This window comes from Mucilaginibacter sp. CAU 1740, assembly GCF_039839285.1.
Classification (GTDB): Bacteria; Bacteroidota; Bacteroidia; order Sphingobacteriales; family Sphingobacteriaceae; genus Mucilaginibacter.
The window spans coordinates 74893-100540 of sequence record NZ_JBDOQS010000019.1 but is presented as its reverse complement, the minus strand read 5'-3'; the positions used below and the strand labels follow the sequence as shown (position 1 = coordinate 100540).

Here is a 25648-nt window from a genome sequence, read left to right as displayed (position 1 = left end):
GGAATTGGCTTCATTATTTTAAAAACACTCTCCTTTGCAAAGAGCCTCACCTAATTCCTCTGCAAAGGAGGGGAATTAAGCTTCCTGATTTTTTAGAACCCTCTCCTTTGGAGAGGGCAGGGTGAGGCCAAAGTCTCCTCTGGAGAGGGTAGGGTGAGGCTAATCGTTAAACAGTTCCTGCGATTTTTGAACTTTCGAGCGTACGTACAGGAACGAAAGCAGGATCAGGATCAGGATACCCAGCAAAATGTACAGGTTATAGCTATCCCAGAAACGGGTTAAACCGCTTTTGGTATCGATATACTCCAGGTTTTCGCTGGATTTGTTGATGTTGAACAGGTATTTGTTGGAGTTAACATCCGAGATACAAACGTTGCTTGACAGGGTTGATAACTGCTCGGTAATAGAACGCGATGCAGCAAGGAATGCTTCGGCAACATGCTCGCCGGTGGCGGTTAGCACCAGGGTAGCGTTGTTACTTCTACCGTAAAAGATCTGTGCTAAACCGTTAGATACGGTATCCGACAGGGAGTAAACCGGTTTGTTATTATCGGTATTATACAACCTGAAATCGCGGTTAAACTTAATAGGCGCATCCGGAAACTCATCAAGCAGTTTATCATCTTTTGATAACAGGGCTATGATGTTGTATTTTTTCAAATCGTTAGTCGGATCAACATCTTTAGAGTAAACAAACTCAGGGAAGTTGTTGGCGTTGATGTTGTTGTTCAACTCATAAATGATCTCGCCCATGGCAGCAGCGGCATACTTAGCGTATTTTTCGCTCACTACTATACGGGTGGTACCGCTGTTAAATGCTTCAGGATATTGGTAGAAGCTTAGGTCGCTGGTGATGAAAGGGTTTTTTGATTCGAGGTATGATTTATCAACGTCAACCTCGGCAAAAAAGTTGGTGAAGCTGTTTTTACAGTTACCGGTAATAGGGTAAAACCTAAATTCGGCCTCCAGCGTGTTGTATTTATGGTGCTGATAGCGGTTAATAGTGATAGAGCTGTTCAGTTTGCCTGATGCATCCAGTTTTTCGCTGCTGATCAATAAACCATTAAGGTAGATATTGAAGAAACCGCGGTCGCCAGGCTGCAAAGCGCTGTAGTTGGCAATAAAGCGGATCTCCACCTCTTTAGGGGTAAAGCTAAAGTCGCTGTTTTTAAAGCTGTAAGCGCTTTTTAATGAGCCGATACCTGATAAGAAATCGCTAACACCGCCAATTTGTTTAAGCGATAGTTTTGAGCGGTTCTCGTCGATAGTTTTGAAGAAGGTATTTTGAGCCTCGTTAATTAACAGGTAATCGCCGTAGGTTGAGTTCAATACGTTCATGTTACCTAAAGCGGTAATAGCACGCTCGTAACCGGTATCATCGCCACCGGTAATGTACAATACCTCTTTAGGGGCTTGCTCTGATGTTACAGATTTAACCGGTACCAGCTGACCTTTAACCTCTACCATATGAACAATAGAATCTGTAATGGTGCTGATTGATTTATGCAGATAAAAAAGGCCCTGACCAGCTTGAGGGGCAACTTTTACGGCATCATGTTGCTCGGCAGATAATGTACCTGCGTTACCTACGCGGATGTAGTTACGTACGGTATCTGGTAGTTTACTTTCTTCGTAAACTACAATATCACGTGTTTGAGTCTTTTTTAACCTTGAATAAGCCCATGCAACGGCCTTTAAATCGTGCAGGGTAGGGTTTGATGGATATACAATTGCTTTTTTCGAATCGAAGCAGTTGCTAATATTTACGTTATCAAAAAAGTTTTTGTTGCTTTTTACCAATGATAGGTATGAATAGTTTTTAACCTTTAACCACATGGCAGGGTTATCCAGATCGCGGCACTGATCATCAGTAATGGTCAGTAACGTTTTGATCTGGATCTTTAAAAACTTATCGGCGCTTAAATCGGCACGGCTAAGGTTTAGGGTGATCTTCTGGATCGAATCGGGCCCTAACTGCATGCTATACGCCGGTTTGTTATTAATAACCAGGTTAATGTATGAACGTGATTTCATTATAGCCTGCGATGGTTCAAAATACAGAACCAGCTTGCTGCCATTCATTTCGGTTAAAGGGGTGATCTTAAAATAAAATGAAGTGGCCCCGCTCATGCCGTAAATCACATCATCTTCGTGCCCGTACGATTTGAAGGACGCGATAGTGTTACCCTGGCCCCATGAAGCTGTGCTGAATAGGAAGATAAAGGCTAATAAGGTAAAAAACTTATTCATTGATTTATAAATGTTAATTTATTACGTAAAATTCAACTCTGAAATAATTGCCATTGTCGTCGCTGCGGTAGCTAAGCTCGCCGCCCATTTCCTGCGTCATTAGTTTAGCTATCGATAAACCCAAACCTAAACGGCTTTCGGTAACACCATGGGTATCATTAAGGGTTTTAAGCTTGTTAAACATCATATCCAACTCTTGCTGACCGATGGCTATCCCCTCATCAATGATCTCGAAAACAAATTTCTGGCGTTGTAAGCTGGTTACTACCCTGATGCTGTTATTGGTTTGCGAAAACTTAATAGCGTTCGATAACAGGTTTTGGAATACCTGGCCTGTAAATACTTTATCCAAACGTACGTTTAAAGGCAGTTTCAAAATGTTATCAACCAGGTGGATGTTTTTCATCTGGGCGGTTTCATACAGGCCTTTAAATACGTGGTTAACCTCAACGTTGATATCAAATATCTCGTTGTTAAACTTCATCTCCGGCGATTCGATCTCCTTAACATCCATCAGGCGGTTAAGCATATACTGCATTTTCTCGGCCGATTCGGAGATATAGCCTACAAACTCTTTCTGATCGGTACTGAGGCGAAAATCCTCTTCCTTGATCATATTATTACTCATCACTATCGAGCCGATGAGGTTTTTTAAATCGTGACCTGCAATATTGATAAAGCTGTTTTTCTGGCTATCCAGTTTACGCAGCTGCTCGTACTGCATATCAATAAGGTTATTTTTTTCGTTGATATCCTGATTTTGAACCTTCAATTGCTCGTTAGATTTTTCGATCATGATCTGCGATTTCACCTCGCGCTGGATCACTTTATACCTGGCACCAGGGATTAAACACGAAATAGCCGCGATGATAAAAAACACCTGCCCGCCATTGCTCAATACCAAATCAAGATTGTACTCGCTTAACTGGTTAAAGAAAATAGCCAGCAGCAAAAGTGCCATCAATGTTTGGATAATAGAGTTTAATGGCTCCCAAAAAACCTGTAGGTTAAAAAACAAAATAATAGTGGCAAACAGCAAAAAGTAAACGGTTAAAAACTGGATGTTTACAATATTACAAAGTACAGCCGATGTGGTGGAGAGCATAAAGAAGCTGATGTGCAGCAATATGCGGTAACTGAATTTTTTATGCTGAAAAAAGCTGAAAAGCCCGTAAATTATCAAAATAGTTATAACGCGGATGAGGAAAAACTGGATCCAGTAGTTATTTAGATAGATAAAATCAACAATACTAAACAGGGGATAGAGGAATATAATTGTCCAGATTATATTGTTAGTTTGATACCACGCTTTTTTTGCGGTCTCTTTAATTAATTCTTCGTTAGTAATTTGAACAAACATTATTCGTTATCTTGAATTGTAATTAAAAATTAAGGCCGTTGTTGATTAAATCAGTTAAAATATTGGTTAACAAAAATATTCGTTATACGATAGTTCAAATAGGTTTGTTGTCAATATTCCTAATAGTAATAAACTCGTTTGCAAAAAGTAGTCCAATTACCCAATCAGCAAGGCTGCTTGCTTTTGCACGTGCCAAAAGTTTAAACAACGGTATCAGCATTTCCTGGCTCGAACAAACCTGGAATGAAGACAGCCTCGCCAAAAACGCCCCAACCAAAGCCGACTTTATTTTGCTTAAAAAACTTGGCTTTAAAAGCATCAGGTTGCCGGTTGCTTTCACCTCCTTCAGTTCAAAAATTACCCAGGCGCAACTATTTACCTATATAGATAATGTAATTAAGCTGTGTGATACCTACGGGTTTAAATTGGTAATAGACTATCATTACGGCCAGTTAAGCGATAATAATTATCTTACTGAAACACCTCAAATCATCAATTTGTGGCTAAAATTAACTAAAAGGTATAAAAATGCAAGTCGCGATAACCTGTTTTTCGAGATCTACAACGAACCGCCCCATATTAACCCCAAAGTGTGGAAAGATGCCGCATACAATATTGTCACCGCAATTCGCAAAGTTGATAAGCAGCGCACGCTAATTGTGGGCGCATCAAACTATAACAGCATTTATGAGCTCAGCAGGTTTGAAAGACTGGCAGATGATAACATTATTTACACCTTTCACTACTACGAACCTTTCTTTTTTACCCACCAGGGTGCCGCGTGGGTAGGCGATCAGGTTGCTACCACCGGGGTATCATTTCCTTATAATGCGGAAAATTTTCCTATACTTAACCCAAAGGCAAAAAACACCCCCGGAGAAAGTAACTACCGCATGTACCCGCGCGATGGTAACGAGCAATCAATAAATGATAAATTGCAGATAGTAAAAAACTGGGCCCTAAAGTACGATGTACCCATAATTTGCGGCGAGTACGGGGTATATAATAAGTACGCCGATCTGGATAGCCGCTGCCGTTATATCAAGGCCGTGAGGAAGGCTTTGAAGCGGCTGGATATTCCCGGCATGCTTTGGGATTATAACGGTACTTTTTCGTTATTTAATGGTAAACCAACGATGCAAACGCTGTCATCGTGTATGAGGGACGCAATTAGTAATAAGCCCTGAAAATGGTAAACATTATTGTTACAAATAATGTTACCTTTGCGGATTAACATACCTGTTTTATGGAATTTTTTGTTGAAAAGCGCAGAGAAGTAATGGTGCACATTGAGAAGTTCATGTTAGAAAAGATCAATGAGTATTTAAAGCCCATTGATACTATCTGGCAGCCTTCTGATTTTTTGCCTGATTCTTCAAGAGATTCATTTTTTAGCGAGATCAAAGAACTGCAGGAAAGCGCGGCAGGTTTATCTTATGATCTGATTGCTGTATTAATTGGCGATACCATTACCGAAGAGGCTTTGCCTACTTACGAGTCGTGGTTAACCATGGTACAAGGTGTATCAGATAATGAAGAAGGTGGCTGGATGCGCTGGACCCGACATTGGACCGGCGAAGAAAACCGTCACGGCGATCTGCTTAACAAATACCTTTATCTATCAGGCCGTGTTAATATGCGCATGATGGAGATCTCCACCCAGTACCTTATTGCCGATGGCTTTGATATCGGTACCGGTCATGATCCTTACCGTAACTTTATTTACACTTCCTTCCAGGAGTTGGCAACCAACGTATCACACCGCCGTGTAGCATCGCAGGCCAAAAAATATGGTGATACGCTGCTATCAAAAATGTGCGGCGTTATCGCATCTGATGAGGCACGCCACGCTAAAGCTTACAAATACTTTATCGAAAAAATATTTGAGGTAGATCCGAGCGAAGCCATGATAGCTTTTGAGGATATGATGCGCAAAAAGATTGTAATGCCTGCGCACTTCCTGCGCGAGGTTGGTTTAAAGGTAGGCCAAACTTTTGGTCACTTTACCGATGCAGCACAACGTTTAGGCATCTACACCGCTATCGACTATGTTGATATCCTGAAAGAATTAATTGAAGACTGGCACATAGAAAGCGTAACCGGCCTTGACGAAGCCGGCGAAAAAGCCCGCGACTATATAATGAACCTGCCAAACCGTTTATTACGCGTAGCAGAACGCATGAAAAACCCAATGCTGGAATACAAGTTTACCTGGATTAACGGGTAACTGCTTTAATATAGGAGGCACCTACGGAGCCTTTAAGCTTTAAAAAACAATACTATAAACACGATACTCCTACGGAGTGCTGAAAATGCTCAGTAACACTCCGTAGGAGTACCGTGTTTATAGCAAAAATGTAAGGGGATTCCTGACTCCGTAGGTGTCTCCTTCTTTAAGCGAGGCTATCTGCTTCAATAATTTCAGATTCCCTAATCTTCCTTCTCAATCTTAAACCCCGGCTTTTTATACTCTTCCGCAATATAATTTTCAGGAAGTTGGATCTGGTTACCATCACGCACAGCAGTAAAATGCGGCGACATGATCTCAACCCCAGCTTCATTAAACTTATCCTGTATGTTTTGGTACAACTGCGAATAAATAACAGCCATTTTAGCAGGATGATCGGTATAGGCGTTTATCTGGTAGCTTACGTTAAAATCATTAAGAGCTGTTTGCAGCACAAAGGGTTTAGGCTCGGGTAAAATGCCTTCAGTAGCTTCGGCGGCGCTGATCAGCAGCCCATATACAGTTTGCCAGGCCGCATCATAACCAATGGTAACGCTGGTGTTTAATATCAAACCTAATGTTTTTGCCGATGATGTATAATTGATGGTAGCACCACTTAAAATAGTGGCGTTAGGTACGGTGATATCCTCATTTTTAATGGTACGTACACGGGTTACCAGCAGGTTTTTCTCAATCACATCGCCCATAATATCCCCAACTTTTATCCTATCCCCAATTTTGAAGGGGCGCATATAGGTAAGCACAATACCCGATACAAGGTTTGAGATTGCCGACGATGATCCCAATGAAAACAATACACCTATAAATACAGTAACGCCCTGAAATACCTTCGATTGTGAACCCGGCAAATAAGGAAAAATCACAATAAACATAAAAGCATACATCAGCACGCGGATTATATTGTAGGTAGGGATAGCCCATTCAGGATAAAAACCGTTTAGCGTGATGCCTCCGTTGCTGATCTCGTTGGCTATAAATTTCACCAGCTTTACAATATACCGGGTAACCAAATAAATAACCGTTATGGTAAGCAGGTTAGGTATAAAATGTATGGCCGCAAGTACGATACCTTTTAGCGGACGGACAACAAACCCTATCAGTTGCGTGGCAATAGGCTGTGATGACGGAAATATATAAAACAATAACGGCAAGGCCAGATAAACCAACAGCAGTATAATAAGCAACCTGCCAACATTAACCAAACCGCTAATAAACGGAAGCAACCTTGATGCATAAGCAGCCGGTGCACCCTTAGCAGCATGCCTGCCGATGCGACTTTCCCAATTTAATAATACCCTGAGCTTGATCCATCTAAAAATCCTGTTGATAATATAGATGAGCAAAAGAAGCAGTACTATTACCGCGGTTGCTTCGAGTACGTTAATGGTTAACTGTTTAAGGCTGTTGTTTTCAAAAATATTGCCCAGTTTGTTTTTTAATATGGATAGATAACTGGCAGCAAGCTGAGGTCTGGTCAGTTCGGAGTAGGATGCGTCGATGTTGTTAACACCCATTATCATCTGCCCGTTATAGGTTATTATTGAGATCGATGTGTCGTTTTTAAGCGTGAGTGAATCCGGGTTAAAATCTATCCGGCTCATTAACGCTTCGATGCGTTTGGTAACTATTCCGGCACGCTCTTTAGGATCAAATAAGCCTTGGGGTGCATAGAATTTAAACAGGGTATCGCGATTGACCACCACCGGCTCGCCTTTTACGCCCGCAGGTAATTGCGCTTTTAAGGTAAATGCAGAAAATATAAATAATAAAAGCAGGTAGTATATTTTAGGCATAGGACGAGGTTTTATAATAAAGCTAACATATTTCTTTTAAAATACGTTAGGTTGAGGTTTTATAAGCACGCAAAGGCGCCAAGTCGCAAAGAATACTCAACACGTCGTTCAGCCCGTGGTTGGTTTTTTTACCATAGCTGTTCGGAAGATTTTTTAATTCCCTCCCTCGGGAGGGGTGCGGTTGGATTGTGCAGTGGCAGGGAGGGGTTTATACGTCTTGCATAGTTGTTTTGCAGGGCGTAAAACCCCTCCCTACACCCTCCCAAGGGAGGGAATTGCACACTCCCCCCCGCTTTTTATTTCTTCTGAAAGCCGACCATAAGCTAAACTATATTGTTGCGAGTCTTTCGCCTTTCCGCATTAAACCTTCAGCTTTTACCCCTCCTGCACCAGATCCGTTCCTAAATTCCCCGAAGCATCAGCAAACAGATCATTCAATATCGATTCGATAGTAAGCGAGTTTACATCATCTACATAATGTTCATTACGGGTTATCCAAAGTTCATCCCCATTAATAGCAATGCTGAAAAGCGCGCCGTCATAAAGTTCAGGTTGCGAGATCTCGATAGCTTCGCCGTTTAGCTTAACCTGGAAATTAATATCGCTTTGGCGTTGCTCATGAAACAATGGGTTTAGTTTTTCCTGCAATAACAGGTAAAGCTGACTCAGATCGGTAGTGGTATGGAGGGTGATGATTTTCATAATTTGGTATATTAGCAATGTATTAAATAGTACAAAGCAGCTAACGGGATTGTTTGATAACGGACGTATTGCTGCTTTTGATAATTACAAGCGAAACGGCACAGCTGCATAGCTTTATAGATAAAATAACATCACCACATATGAACTACAAATTATTAGGTCGATCGGGCCTTAAAGTTTCTGAACTATGCCTTGGCGCTATGGGCTTTGGTACCGAAGCAGGCTGGGGAGCAGATAAAGAAGGCAGCTTTTCCATCATGGATGCCTTTGCCAATGCAGGCGGCAATTTTATAGATACGGCCAACGTGTATAAGTTGGGAACCAGCGAAAAGATCATCGGCGAATACCTAAGTAACAATGATCGGGATTATTTTGTGTTGGCCACCAAATACACCCTGAAAGATAATACTACCAACCCCAACGCATCGGGCAATAACCGCAAAAACATGATGCGCAGCGTTGAAGAAAGCCTGAAACGCTTAAAAACTGATTTTATTGATGTGCTGTACCTGCACATATGGGATAATATTACGCCTATTGATGAGGTGCTGCGTGGATTGGACGACCTGATTAGGCAAGGTAAAGTAAATTATGCCGCCATCAGCGATACCCCCGCCTGGGTAGTATCAAAGGGCAATACCCTTGCCGAGCTGATGGGCTGGAGCCAGTTCATAGCCTTACAGGTTGAATACAGCCTGCTGGCCCGCACTGCCGAGCGTGAATTACTGCCGATGGCCAAACACTACGGCATGACGGTAACCCCATGGGCCCCATTAGCAGGAGGCGCACTAACCGGCAAATACCTCCGTGGAGAACAAGGCAGGGTAAAACCCGAGAGCAACCGCCGAAACGATCGCGCCATCAAAATAACTGAAGCAGTAGTCGAAATAGCAGCCGAATTAGGCGTATCAGAAAGCCACGTTGCCCTGCAATGGATGATGGACCGAGACCTAAGCTGTATCCCTATTGTAGGCGCCACCAAGTTGGAGCAGCTAAACGATAACCTGAAAGCCGTAGATACCAAACTAAGCGCCGAACATATTCAAAAACTAAACGAGGTGAGTGCTATTGAATTAGGCTTCCCCGGCGATTTTTTCAATGAAGATGCTGTGAAGTTGAATAGTTTCGGCGGGTTTTATGATAGGGTGGAAAAAAGGTAACTTCAATTACTCTCAGCCACGTCATTGCGAGGCACGAAGCAATCGCGAACTATACAGGGCCGCTCTGTAAGTCGGGGATTGCTTCGTGCCTCGCAATGACGTTGTGGGGATACAAGGCTAAAATCAAAACCGCTTCAAATAATCCTTGCTGATCAATTCCCCATAAAGTATCCCGCTATGCTTATCCATAGCAAACCAGGGCGAATCGTATTTCAACACCTGGATATTTTGTGCCGGCATAAAACTCTGAGCCAGTAAAAATTGCTTTTGGTGGGCTGCGTTCTCCACCACATCAAGCACAATAAAACAATGCCCAGGCGATCCTCCGTGGATAAACACATCGCCCGCTTTAACCTCGGCGGGGTTGGTAACTGTTTTTAGTTCTTTTTGTAAGGATAGCGTACCTGCATAGCTGAACACCAGGTTCATGTAGTTTAAAAATGTTGGGTACGAATAGTCGGGTTTGGCTTTTAATACCCAATGATCGTTTTTATAACGGTAACCTTTGGCGTAATGCTCATAATCGCATTTAAAGCCACTGGTAAAGTTGAAGCTTATTTCACTGTATTTTTTCTGTTGATAAAGGTATTCACCACGCAGGCGCATCACGGCATCGGCACATTGTTGCAAATCCTGGTTACCAACGCTCATATCAATAACGGCGGCGGTGTAAACATCTGTTCGGGCAATATCACCTTTGTAGGTTTTGGTTGGCGTACCTGTTGGTTTAAGCGGTAGTTCCTGTAGCCATGCGCCGAAACTACCCGGAGCGGATGCTACACGGTGATAGCCCTGCGGTACAGCAAATCGCTTCAATACATTATCGGGTGCAGGAGCATTAATATGTAAAAATAATAGCAGGCAGGTGATCAGGGCTTTCATAAGGTTTTGGCTTTAAGTAATTGTTGATAAGGGTTAAAAGGAACAGGAACGCCATCCACCAGTTTAAACTCGGAGAAGTGCAGGTGTGTTGGTGAACGCTTTTTGTAAGCGTTGTAACCGGTACGGCCTACTTCTGCAATTTTCTGGCCTTGTTTTACGTGATCGCCGGGTTTTACAAAAATCTGGTTGTTGTGGGCGTAATAGGTGAACACTTTACTTGCCGGGTGATAGATCCAGATAAATTTTCCGCCACGCATATTACTGGTAGCCTCCCATTGATTGGTACAGGCAATAACCCAACCTTCATCTACTGCGAGCACATCCACCGGTTTTTGGGTATGGTCGTCAATACAATCCTGGTTACGATCGTTTATAAAAATATCGTGGGCTGGGTGGGCACCGTGCTTGTTGCCATCTAAAAATTTGTAGCCCTTATCAAAATAGCCGTTGCCATGACTTCCGCCTATGGCGCTGCTTTTATAACCTTTTAAAGGGAATATCCATTGTCCCTTGTTCATAACTACTTCGCTGCGTACCATCTCTTTCGAATTGATATAGCTCATTATATCTTCAAACTGCTTTTTTGCTTCGGCTTTTTTTATCCCGCCATTTAAAACGCTGTTATTGAAATTGTTGAATTTGGTAAATATGGAAGTATCTGATTGAGCTAAAGCAACGGTTGAAATCAGGAGAAACGAAAAAAGCAGGAGTATTTTTTGCATAGGTTTATGTTCAGGTTAAGAAGTATAGAAATGTCGTCATTGCGAGGTACGAAGCAATCGCGAACTATACAGAGCGGATTTGCTTCCGGGCGATTGCTTCGTACCTCGCAATGACGATTGTTTTTTAATAAGTCAGGTACCTGGCTTGCATTTGATATTAACTAAATAGCAGCCAAAATATTATCCTATCCGGATATCATATTTAGCAAGCAAGCCCGGCAGGCCATGCAGCGAGAACTTTGCTTTTTTGATCACATTATCATCCGGATCAATAATAAAATTATACGACGAACTCAGATCAGCATTTTTAAGTACCGTACGGCTAAAGAAAGCATTTTTAAGATTACAGTTATTGAATTTGCAATCACTCAGATCAGCCTCGGTAAAATCAGTTTCCATCATGGAACAATCTGTAAATACGGCCTTTTTGTTTTTCTTTTTGTAGAAAACGGCATTATCCAAAATACAATCCTCAAAATGCACTTCGAACAAAAAATCGGCGGCTTTGCCAAAGTTTACACCGCTCAGTTTGCTATGTTTAAACCGGATGTTTTGCAAGCCGGTACTGCTAACATCGGCAAGGAGCAGGTTGCAGGTATCAAACAGGCAATCAACAAAAGTAAAGCCGTAAAGGTGGGCGTTGGCCAAATCGCAGTTGATGAACTTGCAGTTTTCGTAATTGCCGGGGCCAAGCTCGCGGGCGCTGAGTTTGGTAAAAGTTTGGTCTTCGTAGTAGGCAGATGGCATACGGCAAATCTAAATTTAATTTGCAATAAACTCGTTGCTCTGGTGGCACTATGACCGTTCGGGAAAATAAAAGAGCGGGGATAGTGCGATTCCCTCCCCTGGGAGGGTGTAGGGAGGGGTTTGTGCGTCGTGCATAACGAATATGTTGTGCGCATAAACCCCTCCATGCCACAACACTATTCCATCACACCCCTCCCGAAGGAGGTAATTAAAAATCTTACTATATCGCAGCCTTGCCATCAAACAAAAAAAGCCGCCCTTGCAGGCAGCTCTTTCAATATCTAAATCAAAAAATCTGATTATTCGTTAACCACACCCATCGAGCAGAACTTGTCGATACGCTCGGCAACAAGCTCGTCGATGTTTTTCTCCGAAAGGGTTTTTAGATCTTTTAGTAATTGTTTTTTCAGGATGCTGGCCATTGCAACCGGATCCTGGTGGGCACCACCAAGTGGTTCTTTAATTACGCCGTCAATCAGTTTGTTTTTTAACATTTCTGTCGAGGTTAATTTCAATACTTCGGCAGCGCGTTCTTTATTTTCCCAGGTTTTCCAAAGGATGGTTGAACAGTTTTCGGGCGAGATCACCGAATACCATGAGTTATCCAGCATCATCACTTTATCGCCAATACCAATACCCAATGCACCGCCCGATGCACCTTCGCCTATGATAACACAGATAACCGGTACTTTCAATACAGCCATCTCTAATAAGTTGCGGGCAATAGCTTCGCCTTGTCCACGTTCTTCGGCTTCTAAGCCTGGGAATGCTCCTGGAGTATCGATCAGGGTAACAACAGGCTTGTTAAATTTCTCGGCCATTTTCATCAGCCTTAAAGCTTTGCGGTAACCTTCGGGGTTAGCCATACCGAAGTTGCGGTACTGGCGTTCCTTAGTGTTACGGCCTTTTTGGTGACCGATAAACATTACGGTTTGGCCATTCAAAGTACCGAAACCGCCAATGATGGCTTTATCATCGCCTACGGTACGGTCGCCATGCAGTTCAATAAAATCATCGCACATCAGTTCGATGTATTGCAGGGTGTAAGGCCTTTCGGGGTGACGGGAAATTTGAACTTTTTGCCAACCGGTAAGGTTGCTGTATATATCTTTTTTGGCTTCTTCCAGCTTGCCTTCAAGTTCGGCAACGGTGGCCGACATGTCGAGTTTATTTTTTTCCTCAACCTGTTTTACCTTTTCAATTTGCTGCTGTAGTTCAGCCAGTGGCTTTTCAAAATCAAATGAAATCTTCATACATTAAATTTGGAGGCGCTAAATTAAGCAAATCTAACGGGATATTGTCAATTAATGGTTTATCAGTGTTTCCAGTTTACTCACCTGCCCCGGCGAGAGCAGGTTCCCGGTGCTTACACAAGCCTGCAAAATGGCATTCCTAAGCTCGCCATAGTACAATCCCGAGCGGTTAGCATAAAAAATAATGCTGCCGTTATCGGTGCCTTTTTTTAGCAGTTTATCTAAAGTGGTTTCGTTGGTGACAATAAAATTGCCCATTTCAACGCGTTTGCGGTGCAGTTCGGTAGCTATAGGGGTGAGTTTAGTAACCTGATTAGGGCTAAGACTAAGCTCTTTTTTAAATTTCAGGGCATCGCCCGGCATGGGGTAATGGTTAAGCAGGGCCGCCTGGTTAATATCATCAAATAAATACTCGCCGGTTATTAGTAAAGTGTACTGTTTATCGGTTATTGTTTTTATGGGGGATTTTTTGAGTGTGCTATCAGGTTGTTGCTGTGCTTTGGCAGCGGTGAATAAAAACAGGGTTATGATGAGGGTAGATAGTGTTTTTAGCATAGGTGTAGTTTTGTTCCTTAAAGATAAGAAACGCCAAATGTAAAGTAATCTTGTATGGCGCACAATCTACTCACCCGATCTATGCTTCGCTGGATCACCCTCTCTAACCTTTGGTTAAAGAGGGTAGGAAAAATAAAAATAAATAAAAAATCCCCTCTTTATGCGCAGCATAGAGAGGGGTGACAAGCGTAGCGGTGTCGGGGTGAGTAAATACAGGTGCTATTCCACCTTCACAACCTTAGTCCTTGCCGAGATCCCATTTTCATTAAAAGCCTCAATCTGGAAATAGTACGGCAAACTTTTATCCATCCCATTAAAATAGTACTCATTGCGGCCATAAACCATCATGCTGCTGTACAACTTATCGGGTGCTATGCCAAAATAAATGGTGTACCCTATGGCATTATCATTAGGTTTCCATTTAAGCCATGAGTTACGGCGTTCGCTATCACCACGCAGTACTATTAGGTTTTGAACAGTATCCGGCCTTGCACCACCGCCTTTTCCAAATACCCTTAAACCTGATAGCGCGAACTTGCCGGTGGGCATATGCAGGTTTACCATTTTTATATAGCGTGCTTTTGCCGGTGTTTTCAGTTCAACATAATCATGCGGAACATCTTTGTTGTTGTTGTTTTTGTCAATCAATGGTTTCCATGTTTTGCCGTTAAGCGATGAGTAAACTATATACTGATGATAAACGCCCTGCGATTTCCCCATAAAGCCGGCATCCTGGTCGGCATAGTTTATTTGGATGGCGTTGATGGTACTTACCTCGCCGAGGTCGGTTTTTAGCCACTCGCCTTTGTTGGCGGTTTTGGCGCTCCAGTAGGTTTTGATATCCTCGTCGACGGCGTTATTGGCTGCATATGCACCGAGGGTTGACGAAACTTCTACTGGTTTATTATAGTTGAGGAGCATCCAGCCAGTGAAGTTGCTTTTTAGGTGATCTTCTGGTCCGTTAGATAAATAATGCGGATAATCGCCGTAGGCGGTATTGCTGTACAGAACACCATCTTTATCAAAACCCGCCGGCCAGAAACCTATGCGGCGCTCAAAATTGTTTTTTACCGAGATGCCCATGGTGCTGATGTGCCAGTAGTTGCCATATTTATCGGCCCAGGTTGCCCCATGGCCGGCACCTTTGGCAAAGCCGCCCGGTTTGTACGAGAATGGGTTATGCTTTTGATAGGTGAACGGCCCCAGCGGTTTATCGCCCACAAAAACGCCATCGCCGTAGCCGCTTTGCTCGGTACCCGGGGCGCCGAATTGCAGGTAGTATTTGCCTTTATACTTGTTCATCCACGAACCTTCAATAAAAGGCAGCAGGAAAACATTATCGTTATGCTCGCCGAAACGTTCCCAGCCGTGCTCTTCGGGGTTGAGTTTTACCATTTCCTTTTTGGGGCCGATGGGTTCGAAGGTGTGGCGGTCAATTTCCTGTCCGTATAATGGGAGGGTATTGCTTGATCCGTGATAGATGTACACCCGACCGTCATCATCGGCAAACATACCGGGGTCCCAGGCACCTACTTTAAAATAGTCTTTGGCGGCTTTCCAATCGTCGCGCGTTGGGTTGGTGCTCATCCATAGGGTAAAATCTTTATTATAGGTTGATCCGATCACCAGCAGGGTGTCGCCCAAAACCAACGTAGCGGGGGCGCAAAGTTCATCGCCTTTTACTTCATTATAGGGGCGGACAAACTTGCGATAAACAAAGTTCCAGTTCAGCATATCATCGCTCCACCAATAGCCGAATTGGTTGGTAGAGAAAAGGTAGTATTTGCCTTTAAACAAAGTCATGGTTGGGTCGGCCGTAGCGCGGTGCTTTCCCCAGCTTGCAAAGGTCTCGAAAGGGGTGTAACCATAATCGAGGTTGAGTGGGTTGCAATAGGTGAGGCGCTTGGTTTGCGCAATGGCGCTAAACAAGCTACAGCAAAATATCAGTACCAACAGGTAGCGGAGGGTTGTTTTCATAACAGGTTATAAACGGTTATATAGGTAATATAGCAGCAGTCTGAATAATTTAATTTCAAAAAATGCAAAATCATTAAAATGGGTTTTCGCCATTTAGGTAATCTACAAGCCCTGAATTTATAAATTGAGCCAATGTTGTATTTAGTGTATGAATCCATCCTCTGGCGGCGTCTCCTCCAAATACTGCTTCATACAAAGTCGGATCGTCTTTCCCTTCGTCTAAGTATACGAACAGGAACTGGTCATGCGCATTATAAACATCTACCACATAAAAAGGCCTCGATATGCTTAATTCATAATCAGCCAAATCTTCCCTCGCTATTTCCTGCATTTTTGCCTGGTTGTTTTTATAGTAAGCTAACACATAACAATATTCACCTGCTATATATAACAACTCCCTCAAAGCTTTGGGAAATGGATTGCCTCCATTATATGTCTTTTCCAAACTAATGATTTCATCCATAGCTATGGGTTTAAGATATTTTACATAACCTCTTGCTCTGGTTACTGAAGGATATTTATTGAGCTGGTTTAAATATTCTATTTCCATGTTTTAGCTATAATAACACAATGCTAATATCTGTTTTTGTACCGCAATAAAAATGGTATGTACTACTACATCTGTTTCACAAACAAAATAATTTATTATTGTGTGTTAAAAACACAATTAATTTGTACTTTCATCAGCGTAAGCCATTTAGCCTGAAATTAGCCTTTTTATGAAAAAGATTTACCTGTTGCTGCTTGTTGTGCAGTTACTTTTCGCATTGCCTGCTTTAGCTCAATACCCCAAAATGGATAAGCTGCTTTACGGTGTAGCCTACTATGACGAGTATATGCCCTATGAGCGTCTGGATAAAGATGTGCAAATGATGAAAGCCTGCGGCATCAATGTGGTTCGCATAGCCGAATCGACCTGGAGCACAGAAGAGCCGCAGGATGGTGTTTTTGATTTTAAGCATATTGACAGGGTGCTGAATGCCATGCAAAAAGCGGGCATCCATGTGATCATCGGTACCCCAACCTACGCCGTACCTACCTGGATGGTGAAGAAACACCCCGAAATACTGGCCATTACCCCATCGGGCCAAAACCAATACGGCGCGCGCCAAAACATGGATATCAGCAATAAAGATTACCGCTTTTACGCAGAACGGGTGATCCGCAAGATCATGGAGCATGTAAAGGATAACCCAGCTGTGCTAGGTTACCAGGTTGATAACGAAACCAAGGCTTACAATACCGCCGGGCCAAATGTACAGGCGTTGTTTGTAAATTACATGAAGGCTAAGTACAAAACGCTCGATAATATTAACCACATTTTCGGCCTCGATTACTGGAGCAATCGGATCAACAACTGGGACGATTTTCCGTCGATGATCGGCACCATAAACGGTAGCCTTGCGGCCGAGTTTGCTAAGTTTCAGAGGCAGTTAGTTACCGATTTTCTGAGTTGGCAGGCGGCCATAGTGCGGGAATACAAACGCCCTAACCAGTTCATTACCCAAAATTTCGATCTGGAATGGCATGGCTTCTCGTTCGGGATCCAACCAGATGTTGACCACTTCGCGGCAGCCAAAGCTTTGGATATAGCAGGTATCGATATTTATCATCCCAGCCAGGATAAACTTACCGGTGTGGAGATCTCGTTTGGTGGAGATGTTGCCCGATCGATGAAGGGCGGCAAAAACTATCTCACTATCGAAACCGAAGCGCAAGGCTTCCCGCAATGGACGCCGTTTCCGGGCCAATTAAGGTTGCAGGCCTTTAGTCACCTGGCATCAGGCGCAAATATGGTGAGTTACTGGCCATGGCACTCCATCCATAACTCGGCCGAAACGTATTGGAAAGGTTTGTTAAGCCACGATTTTGAACCTAACCCGGTTTACGACGAAGCCAAAACCATCGGCAAAGATTTCGACAGGCTAAGCGCTAAACTCATCAACCTGAAAAAGAAAAACGATGTAGCCATCCTTTTCAGCAATGAGGCCCTAAGTGGTTTCAAAGCATTTGGCTTTGGTTGGGGCGTGCGTACCGGCTATAACGATGTGCTGCGCCAATTTTACGACGGCCTGTACCACATGAACGTAGGCTGCGACTTTGTTGACCCCACAAGCAAAAACATCGAGGATTATAAACTGATGATAGTACCATTATTATATGCCGCACCGGATAGCCTGCTGCAACGCCTCAACACTTACGTTAAAAATGGCGGCCATATCATCTATACCTTTAAAAGCGGTTTCGCAGATGAAAATGTAAAAGTGCGCGCTACCCATCAGCCCGGCATTATCAACGAGGCCTGCGGGATTTACTACAGCCAGTTCACCGAACCCAGTAACGCCTCGCTAAAACTGGATAACCGGAACCTGAAACCCGAAGACAAAAAGCTCAACACCTGGATGGAGCTCATCACTCCAACCACCGCCAAAGTGCTGGCTTATTATGATCACCCGGTTTGGGGCAAGTACGCGGCCATCACCCAAAACAATTACGGTAAAGGTGTAGCAACTTATATAGGTGCAATTACCACCAGTGCGGTTACTGATAAGTTAATTGCTGATGAGGTAAAATCGGTAGGTTTATGGGGAGATGATCAGCAATTGGCCTGGCCTTTAATTACCAAACAAGGTGTTAACCAAGGTGGTAAAACTGTTCACTACTATTTTAACTACTCGGCTAATGAAAGCAGTATCACCTATCCTTATGGCAATGGAAAAGAACTTTTATCGGGACAAAGCATCAGCAAGGGCAGCAGTGTAAAACTGGAGCCATGGGGTATTAAGATCATCGAGGTGAATTAGTATTATCTTAACGCAAACTGCTTTATGTGATATTATCTTTTACATTTGTTTGCCTTAGGGCACCTAAAAGGAAATATCACAAAGCAGCATGCTGAAACTAAAATATATTGATGCTTTACGCGGACTTGCGGTTTTGGCGGTATTGGTTGTGCATACTTATCATTTTGGTGATAATGCACATTTACCTGCCCTGTTTGCCGCGTTTGTAAATAAGGGCATTTATGGGGTGCAATTGTTTTTCTTCATCAGCGCATTCACGCTTTTTCTATCGGTAAATGCCCGGTATGAAAAGGAAAAGCACTTTACCGGCAATTTTTTTATCCGCCGTTTTTTCAGGATAGCACCTATGTTTTATCTGGCGGTAATTTATTACCTGTGGCAAATTGGTACTGGCGATGGTTTTTGGTTGGGGGATGACGGAAAAGTAACCACAGCCAATATCGTTTCTAATTTCTTCTTTGTTCAGGGTTTTAAACCATCGTGGATCAATAGTATTGTTCCGGGTGGATGGTCGGTAGCGGTGGAGATGGTGTTTTATCTTTTCATCCCATTTTTATTTTATCGGATAAAGAATACACAGCAGGCCGCGATATTCTTTTTTATAAGCCTGGCTATCCGTTTGGCGCTGGATATGGTGTTTCATAAAATGCACCCCATTCATAATGATGCTTTATGGTACCTGTACCTCTATTACTATTTTCCATCACAGTTGCCGGTATTTGCTTTGGGCATCCTATTTTATTTTGTAATAAAGGATAATTATAAACTTACGTTAAATCCCTGCCTGGTATTGATCACCGCTATAGTTTTACTGGTGCATTTGGCTTTGGTGCCGGTAATACCCGAGCATGTTGCTTTCACAATAGCCTTTTTTGTATTGGCTATAGCTTTAAGTAAACGCGAATACAAAATTATCGTGAACCGCTTTACGGCGTATATGGGTAAAATAAGTTATAGCGTTTACCTTACGCACTTCGCGGTATTTTATTGGTTAAACAAGTTTAACCTTGTCAATTACCTGGCAGGGCAAAGCTCAACGGTTGCGGTATTTAACTTCGTTATCCGGTTTTTACTGGTAATGGTGTTAAGTGCTCTGCTATCTACCATTTTGCATCATTTAATTGAACTTCCCGGGCAACGGTTAGGCTACCGGATCATTAAAAAACGCGAAAATAAATAAACAGAACTATAGAACCTTAGCTGTTATGCTCATTAGCATGTTTGCTTCTGCGTAAAACTATAATAGCAACCAGGCCAACCAAACCAAATACACCCAAAATCCAGTAACCGCTTACTGATGTTGGGTTAACCGCTTTTTGATCTGTTATTTGCTTCACACCGGCATCACCGGCAGGCACACTTGTTTTTGTGCTATCCTGTAGCGTGCCGGTACCTGTTCCCGACACCGTGGCCGAACCCGGTGCGCCCTGGCTTGCTCCGTTTCCTGCACCCGCACCATTAGCTTTGGTGGTTGATGAGGTATCTTTTGAAGATTGGGCCATTGATGGTGATACAGCTCCAAGTGTTAATCCCAAAAACAATATGGCGAGTTTTATTTTTAATGTTTTCATGGTGATGGTATTGATGTTCATTGATTGATGCAATAGCCATGCCACTGGTGATTTTCAACTGCAAATAGTCGCGAATGCACCTCATGGTAAATGCTTTGGTGTAGTAAATTTGATAACCTTAAAAATCAGCATTATGGAGAATAAAGATACTGCCTACCCATTCGGTAAACTTGGCAATCCGGCGCAAAGGGCGTTGGCCAACGCCGGTATTACCACATTGCAACAATTATCGAAGTTTACCGAAAAGGAAATTTTAAAACTGCATGGCATGGGGAAGTCCTCGTTGCCGATACTGAGGGTGGCTTTGGAGCAAGGGGGATTGGCTTTTGCGGGGTAATTGCGTTGGTGACAAAAAAAATGCGCCTGTTTCACAACAGACGCATAAACCAATATATAGATTAAAACAAATTCAGGAAAAAACCTGTGCCTTCCCGCACAGGTTTAAAAAAGCTTACAGTATATAATATACATCAGCTTTGTTGGCAACAGTATGGGCTGTTGCCCGCTCACCCTCATGAGTATCGTTTAACATCTGTTTCAAATCGCGCTCAATAGTTTGCGAAATGGCAGTTGTTGGAGTATCGGTAGGTTTGTTTTCAAAGGGGTCCTGCAGGTGGATGGCCATTTTTTCAACCAGTAAAAAGGCTGCGGCTATAGCTACGATCAGCGGTACTTCGAACATGCCGAAATACTCGATCAGCCCGAATGGCAGCAGTGCGATGAACAGGTACAGGCAAAAATGGATGTACAAGCTATACGTTACCGGGAAAACGGTGTTCTTGATCCGCTCGCATTTGCCCATGGCATCGCACAGGCGGGTTAGCGTGCCATCAATCTGTACCTGTTGGTAATCGTTAAGCCAGCCATTTTTGTAAGCCAGTTTCAGGTCGAGGCCGTGTAGTTTTAATAAACTGTTGGGTACGTTGGTGAAGCGGTGTGTAAATTTTACTTCTTCATCAACCAATAGCTTCTCTGTTCGGGCATAAGGATCATGTTTGCGGAGCGATTGGCTCAGGCTGTAGCACCAGGCTATCTGGCGGTGAACAAAGCGTTTTTTAAAACCTTCTATTTCTTCGCAGGCGGCGTGATCGCCATCTAAAAAGGTGGTGAGTTCGCGGGTTAATGAGCGCGAATCGTTAACGATAGCTCCCCAAATGCTGCGGGCTTCCCACCAACGGTCATACGCCTGGTTTGAACGGAAGGCCAGTAGCAGCGATATGATAGTAGCCAATATAGCCGGAACAGCGATAGGGATCGAGATCCTGTAATCGGGAAGAAACTTATGGAACAAAGCTATCATTACTGCATACCCGGCAACCAGTAAAAGCTCGCCCTTAATTTTTCCCACCATATATTTTACCGGGATATTCTCTTTTAATAGCATATTACTATTGTTTAATGAGTTTGATATTAAACCTCAAGCAACTCTTGTGCTGCTTCAGTTTTGGCGGCAACTTTTGCTTGTTTAACCAGGGCTTTAACAGTTAATGTTTTGTAGCCGCTGCGCTGCATCAATATAGCCGGGTCGAAACTATTTGGCGTTAAGCGCTCGTAGCTATGATTTTCGGGCATGGCAATTAATGCTATTTCCTGCGCCTCCAAATAGTTTTTAAATACGGCTACGGTGTTGCCATAAAAAAAGTCGGGGGTAAGTTTAGTTATCTGGTCCGGGTAATCATTTTTAAGCATGTTACAGCCAGCGTAAAACTCATCGCTGATAAGTTTGTATTCGCGACTGCGGCGAGATAGCAACAACAGATCTGATATCGAGTCAGACAGTTGCAGGAAATGTACAAGGGATATATTGAGTTGCTGGTTTGGATAACGCTCCACCAAAGCAGGGATAATGTTTAACGATGATAAGGTGAAATCGGATGGGATGAGAATGTTCAATGTTTTCATGACGATACCTTTTTAGTTTACTATTATTGTTTGATGATACAATAATCGGTACCGGCCATTAAAGCGGTTTAAGAGGGAGATTAGAATGTGATTAGAGGGTATTCTTGTAGGTTGTAAGGGTGGCTTTTTGGGTGTAAAAGTGACGGATTTGGGTGATATTTAAAAACTTTTTTTCGATTACTTAGATGCTTTTGAAGCGGGGGGCTGGGCGATTCCCTCCCTTGGGAGGGTGTAGGGAGGGGTTTCTACAAGAAGTATATCTGTTAGTAGGGCGTATAAACCCCTCCCTGCCACTTCACAACCAAACGCGCCCCTCCCCGAGGAGGGAATAAAAAAATATTTTGTGATAAGAGAGAATACTACTATCCCCTATAAATCGGCAGCATCACCCGTATCTCCGTTCCCTCGCCCTCTTTAGATACAATGCCGATATTGCCTTTGTGCAGCCGCACAATATTTAAAGCTAAAGGCAAACCAACCCCATGTCCGTCGTACTTACCGGTGTTCGATGCCCGGAAAAAAGGTTCGAAAATATGCTGCACATCTTCGGCAGGGATGCCGATACCCTGATCTTTCACGCTGAAAATAATGCTATAGTTTTCAGCATAAACTTTCAATATTACAGGTTTGTTTTCTGAGTATTTGCAGGCGTTAAGGCAAATGTTGCTGATGGCCAGTTTTAGCAGGTTAATGTTACCCTCGGTTAGCAGTTTATCGACATCATCGGGTAGGGAGGTGAAATCGATACTTAGGTTATTGGTGGGGATAATTTTATCAACTGCCTCTTTAACCATAAAAGTCAATTCATCGGCACGGATCTGCTCCCAGTTTTGTTTTTTTCCGTCGAAACCGCTTTGTGCCAGGCCTAATAAGCTGGTGATGATATCCTGCAGGCTTTGAGTGCCGTGCAAGATCTCGGTAAGGTTTTTATGCAGATCAACACCCGGTTTATCAAGGCTTTTCAGCGTAAGTTCGGCCTCTCCTTTAATAATAGCCAACGGGGTACGCAGCTCGTGCGAAGCATTGCTGATAAAATTATTCTGCGTTTCGAAGGCGGTTTCCAGCCTGTCGAGCATATTGTTAAACGTTTGGGTAAGCTCGGCAATCTCATCGTTGCCGCTATAGTCTCCCAGGCGCAGGTGCAGGTTGCTGGCGGTTATGGTGTTTACTTTTTTGATGATCTTACGCACGGGCTTAAAAGTATGGTATGAAAACCGCCTGCCGATAATATATACGATCAGTATAGAAGCCAGGAAACTGATGATAAGTACCTGCTCAAGATCATTCAACTCATTAAGGCCAGATGGGTTAGTTGCCGAAACTACGATGATGGCATCCCCCTCCGGAAAGCGGAATATATTGCCCGCGTAAAAAACGCTATTTGCTTTGAACCTCGATTTTCCATCGGCAAGGATGTTGTCTATCAATTTACGCGGAACACCTTTTACTGTTTTACCCTTGGTATAAACTTCGGGTTTAATAATGTACTGCTTCTCGTCGATAAGTCGCTCGAGGTAGCGCTGGCGGATCTCTTTGTACATGCCCAGGCTATCCCGGTCATTAAGGTGATGGATCTGTGAGGAGATGTTTACCCGCGTTTCCAGCCGTTTATAAAAATCATCGAAGGTAAACTGATGCACAAAATAAAAAACAGCGCCGCTTAATACCAATATCACCGATATGGTTAAAACGAGAAATAGCAACGCTACTTTTTTCTGGATAGTCATGCGGCGTTGTGTTTTAAAATATAGCCCATGCCTATCACCGTGTGGATCAGCTTATCATCAAAATCCTTATCTACTTTTTTGCGCAGATAGTTGATATACACGTCAACCACATTGGTGCCCATATTAAAATCAATGCTCCAAACATGCTCCAGAATCTCTATCCGGCTAAGCATGTGGTTTTTATTGCGGGCCAGAAACTCCAGCAGGCGGTATTCGGTGGCGGTGAGGTCGATGGTTTTGTTGCCTCGTTTTACCGATTTTTCGTCGCCGTTAATTATCAGGTCGGCAATTTGGATAACGTTGGCGGGTTGCGCCATGCCGGTGTTACGACGAGCGAGGGTGCGGATGCGGGCATTAAGCTCTGCCAGGCTGAAGGGCTTAACCATGTAATCGTCGGCACCGCTATCCAGGCCTATCACTATGTTTTCGGTAGTGCCAAGGGCGGTAAGCATTAATATGGCGGCGTTCTGGTTTGCCTGTCGTAAGCGCTTGCATACCTCAATGCCATTAATGCCAGGCAGCATGATATCCAAAATAATGAGTTGAAAATCCATTTTTATGGCCATCTCCAGGCCGGTGTTACCATCAAGGGCAACACTTATTTCATGGCCTTCGGCGGTAAGGTCGCGCTGGATAATGGATACCAGTTTGGGTTCGTCTTCAATTAGCAGGATTTTCATTGTAGCAAATATAATTTTCAATTATATAAACAGTAAATAACAGTACTGTTTTAATTTATTTGGTTGGAAATATGATTAATTTAATGCGGAAATTAATTCGCCTTAGATTATGCCTAATCCTTTCAAAATCACTTATAAGTTAATCTATTTTGTACTCGTTTTAGCTGCGTTTGCCTGTAATCAGGTGGCTAAGAAACCGGAAAGAAAGGTTGTGAAAAAAGCACAAAAGGTAAAGCCCAAAGAATATAAAGAGATTAAATACACCGAACCTCAGCTTATCGCTTTTTTTGATAGTGTTGGTAAATTGCCCATACAGCCGCTTGCTGATAAAGCAACCTTTTTAGCTGATTCTATTTTTGAAAATTTTACGCAGCCGATGAATAAAATAGTGTCATCCGCTGATTTTGTATCGTTGAAAAATTGTATCCGGAATGGAATGATCAATACAAGCACTGCGAAAAAGATATTTGGCGAAATAAAATTTGATAGCACGTGTAATGCTAAAACTTTATTCGATTCTGTAAAAAAAGGAAATGTTTATTTAGAATACCTTCCATTCGATGGCCATAGAAACAAGTTCGACGAATTTGGAATATTATTAGGTGATGCCGCGCATTGCGACAGTTCAATGCTGTATTTTTTTAAGGGCAATAAAATAATTGCCAGGCAAAGCGGCTACAGTAGATATAATGACAATATCCAGTATTTTAAAAATGTGGATGGTGAAAGTATTATTTACCGGCGATTCGAATTTACCCGTGGTTCAGGTATCTGGTGGTTTAACTCTTTCTTTTATAAATATGACGGTGATAGGATAATCCCCGTGTTAAATGAGTTGAAAAATTCGAACTTATTGCAACCATCCCCATGGGGAACGCGTGAACTATGGTTGGAATCTATTATTCAAACTACCAATCCTTTAGTTATAAAAGTGGTTTATCATCAGCAATTTCCGGATACTACCGACTATGATCATTATGTTACCGATACTAAACCGGGGCCTATGATAGCTAATGATTCAACCGTGATACGATATACCTGGAATGCGAAAACAAAAAAACTGGAAGCACAACTTGAGAAGGCTAAAATAAACAGGCCCCAAATATTGTCCTACTATCTTGTTGATAATGAAATGCTATTTATTAGTGCTTATCACCAAAGAATAAAAACGATCATGCTCAATAAAAACAGGAAAAAGTCAGTTCTTCATTATTTGAACATTGTAAAGAATCAGCAAAATGAATTATCTGAACGTTAAGACCGTAGGTATTTGTGCTTTACTGACTTCTTTTACTGGTCGAAGTTTAGCGTTAGC

Annotated in this window: 23 protein-coding genes; 7 read left to right on the top strand and 16 right to left on the bottom strand. The window is 42.8% G+C overall.

What is annotated here, in order from left to right; all coding sequences use genetic code 11:
• Positions 1-159 precede the first annotated feature (159 nt).
• Complete coding sequence (locus AAFN85_RS30115) at positions 160-2250, bottom strand: cellulose biosynthesis cyclic di-GMP-binding regulatory protein BcsB (RefSeq protein WP_347531681.1); 2091 nt, start codon at positions 2248-2250, stop codon at positions 160-162.
• Between the two features lie 13 nt (positions 2251-2263).
• Positions 2264-3610, bottom strand: a complete 1347-nt coding sequence (locus AAFN85_RS30110) for an ATP-binding protein (RefSeq protein WP_347531680.1) — start codon at positions 3608-3610, stop codon at positions 2264-2266.
• 107 nt (positions 3611-3717) lie between these two features.
• Between AAFN85_RS30110 and AAFN85_RS30105 the strand changes: the two genes are divergently transcribed.
• Positions 3718-4797, top strand: a complete 1080-nt coding sequence (locus AAFN85_RS30105; RefSeq protein ID WP_347531679.1) for a cellulase family glycosylhydrolase — start codon at positions 3718-3720, stop codon at positions 4795-4797.
• A gap of 59 nt (positions 4798-4856) precedes the next feature.
• The gene (locus AAFN85_RS30100; RefSeq protein ID WP_347531678.1) at positions 4857-5837 is read left to right on the top strand and encodes an acyl-ACP desaturase; all 981 of its coding nucleotides are present in this window, start codon (positions 4857-4859) and stop codon (positions 5835-5837) included.
• A gap of 203 nt (positions 5838-6040) precedes the next feature.
• Here the strand turns inward: AAFN85_RS30100 and AAFN85_RS30095 are convergent, their stop codons facing one another.
• Positions 6041-7651, bottom strand: a complete 1611-nt coding sequence (locus AAFN85_RS30095) for a mechanosensitive ion channel family protein (protein ID WP_347531677.1) — start codon at positions 7649-7651, stop codon at positions 6041-6043.
• A gap of 375 nt (positions 7652-8026) precedes the next feature.
• Positions 8027-8353, bottom strand: a complete 327-nt coding sequence (locus AAFN85_RS30090) for a hypothetical protein (protein ID WP_347531676.1) — start codon at positions 8351-8353, stop codon at positions 8027-8029.
• A 140-nt stretch (positions 8354-8493) separates the two neighbouring features.
• On the opposite strand from AAFN85_RS30090, the gene AAFN85_RS30085 reads away from it, so the two are divergent.
• On the top strand, positions 8494-9513 hold the full coding sequence (locus AAFN85_RS30085; protein ID WP_347531675.1) for an aldo/keto reductase: 1020 nt from the start codon (positions 8494-8496) through the stop codon (positions 9511-9513).
• Positions 9514-9636: 123 nt separating this feature from the next.
• On the opposite strand, the gene AAFN85_RS30080 is transcribed toward AAFN85_RS30085, so the two are convergent.
• From AAFN85_RS30080 to AAFN85_RS30050, 7 genes are all read right to left on the bottom strand, one after another.
• A complete protein-coding gene (locus AAFN85_RS30080; RefSeq protein ID WP_347531674.1) occupies positions 9637-10395 on the bottom strand; it encodes a DUF4846 domain-containing protein in 759 nt (252 codons plus the stop codon).
• Positions 10392-11117, bottom strand: a complete 726-nt coding sequence (locus AAFN85_RS30075) for a M23 family metallopeptidase (RefSeq protein ID WP_347531673.1) — start codon at positions 11115-11117, stop codon at positions 10392-10394. Before AAFN85_RS30075 ends, AAFN85_RS30080 begins: the two co-directional genes overlap by 4 nt.
• Positions 11118-11297: 180 nt before the next feature.
• Positions 11298-11864: a pentapeptide repeat-containing protein gene (locus tag AAFN85_RS30070; RefSeq protein ID WP_347531672.1), complete on the bottom strand. Its 567-nt coding sequence runs from the start codon at positions 11862-11864 to the stop codon at positions 11298-11300.
• A gap of 299 nt (positions 11865-12163) precedes the next feature.
• Entirely contained in the window at positions 12164-13117 is a 954-nt protein-coding gene (locus AAFN85_RS30065; protein WP_347531671.1) for an acetyl-CoA carboxylase carboxyltransferase subunit alpha, read from the bottom strand.
• 51 nt (positions 13118-13168) lie between these two features.
• A complete protein-coding gene (locus tag AAFN85_RS30060) occupies positions 13169-13672 on the bottom strand; it encodes a hypothetical protein (RefSeq protein WP_347531670.1) in 504 nt (167 codons plus the stop codon).
• Between the two features lie 219 nt (positions 13673-13891).
• Positions 13892-15649 (bottom strand): discoidin domain-containing protein, encoded by a 1758-nt coding sequence (locus tag AAFN85_RS30055; RefSeq protein WP_347531669.1) that lies wholly within the window; start codon positions 15647-15649, stop codon positions 13892-13894.
• A 73-nt stretch (positions 15650-15722) separates the two neighbouring features.
• Complete coding sequence (locus AAFN85_RS30050; protein WP_347531668.1) at positions 15723-16199, bottom strand: hypothetical protein; 477 nt, start codon at positions 16197-16199, stop codon at positions 15723-15725.
• Positions 16200-16368: 169 nt separating this feature from the next.
• Here AAFN85_RS30050 and AAFN85_RS30045 point away from each other — a divergent pair, with 169 nt between their 5' ends.
• Positions 16369-18453, top strand: coding sequence for a beta-galactosidase (locus tag AAFN85_RS30045; RefSeq protein ID WP_347531667.1), 2085 nt, complete (start codon positions 16369-16371; stop codon positions 18451-18453).
• Positions 18454-18541: 88 nt separating this feature from the next.
• On the top strand, positions 18542-19633 hold the full coding sequence (locus tag AAFN85_RS30040; RefSeq protein WP_347531666.1) for an acyltransferase: 1092 nt from the start codon (positions 18542-18544) through the stop codon (positions 19631-19633).
• A gap of 16 nt (positions 19634-19649) precedes the next feature.
• Here AAFN85_RS30040 and AAFN85_RS30035 read toward each other — a convergent pair whose 3' ends face one another.
• Positions 19650-20024 carry a hypothetical protein gene (locus AAFN85_RS30035; RefSeq protein ID WP_347531665.1) on the bottom strand — a complete coding sequence of 125 codons (375 nt, stop codon included), beginning with the start codon at positions 20022-20024 and terminating at the stop codon, positions 19650-19652.
• Between the two features lie 133 nt (positions 20025-20157).
• Here AAFN85_RS30035 and AAFN85_RS30030 point away from each other — a divergent pair, with 133 nt between their 5' ends.
• Positions 20158-20361, top strand: a complete 204-nt coding sequence (locus AAFN85_RS30030) for a DNA-directed RNA polymerase subunit alpha C-terminal domain-containing protein (protein WP_347531664.1) — start codon at positions 20158-20160, stop codon at positions 20359-20361.
• A gap of 114 nt (positions 20362-20475) precedes the next feature.
• Here AAFN85_RS30030 and AAFN85_RS30025 read toward each other — a convergent pair whose 3' ends face one another.
• The 4 genes from AAFN85_RS30025 to AAFN85_RS30010 all read right to left on the bottom strand — a co-directional run bounded on the left by AAFN85_RS30025 (position 20476) and on the right by AAFN85_RS30010 (position 24333).
• A complete protein-coding gene (locus tag AAFN85_RS30025; protein WP_347531663.1) occupies positions 20476-21408 on the bottom strand; it encodes a bestrophin family ion channel in 933 nt (310 codons plus the stop codon).
• 26 nt (positions 21409-21434) lie between these two features.
• The gene (locus tag AAFN85_RS30020; RefSeq protein WP_347531662.1) at positions 21435-21926 is read right to left on the bottom strand and encodes a hypothetical protein; all 492 of its coding nucleotides are present in this window, start codon (positions 21924-21926) and stop codon (positions 21435-21437) included.
• 362 nt (positions 21927-22288) lie between these two features.
• Complete coding sequence (locus AAFN85_RS30015; RefSeq protein WP_347531661.1) at positions 22289-23653, bottom strand: HAMP domain-containing sensor histidine kinase; 1365 nt, start codon at positions 23651-23653, stop codon at positions 22289-22291.
• Positions 23650-24333, bottom strand: coding sequence for a response regulator transcription factor (locus AAFN85_RS30010; RefSeq protein WP_347531660.1), 684 nt, complete (start codon positions 24331-24333; stop codon positions 23650-23652). Before AAFN85_RS30010 ends, AAFN85_RS30015 begins: the two co-directional genes overlap by 4 nt.
• A 211-nt stretch (positions 24334-24544) precedes the next feature.
• Between AAFN85_RS30010 and AAFN85_RS30005 the strand changes: the two genes are divergently transcribed.
• Positions 24545-25591 (top strand): hypothetical protein, encoded by a 1047-nt coding sequence (locus AAFN85_RS30005; RefSeq protein ID WP_347531659.1) that lies wholly within the window; start codon positions 24545-24547, stop codon positions 25589-25591.
• The last annotated feature ends 57 nt before the right edge of the window (positions 25592-25648 follow it).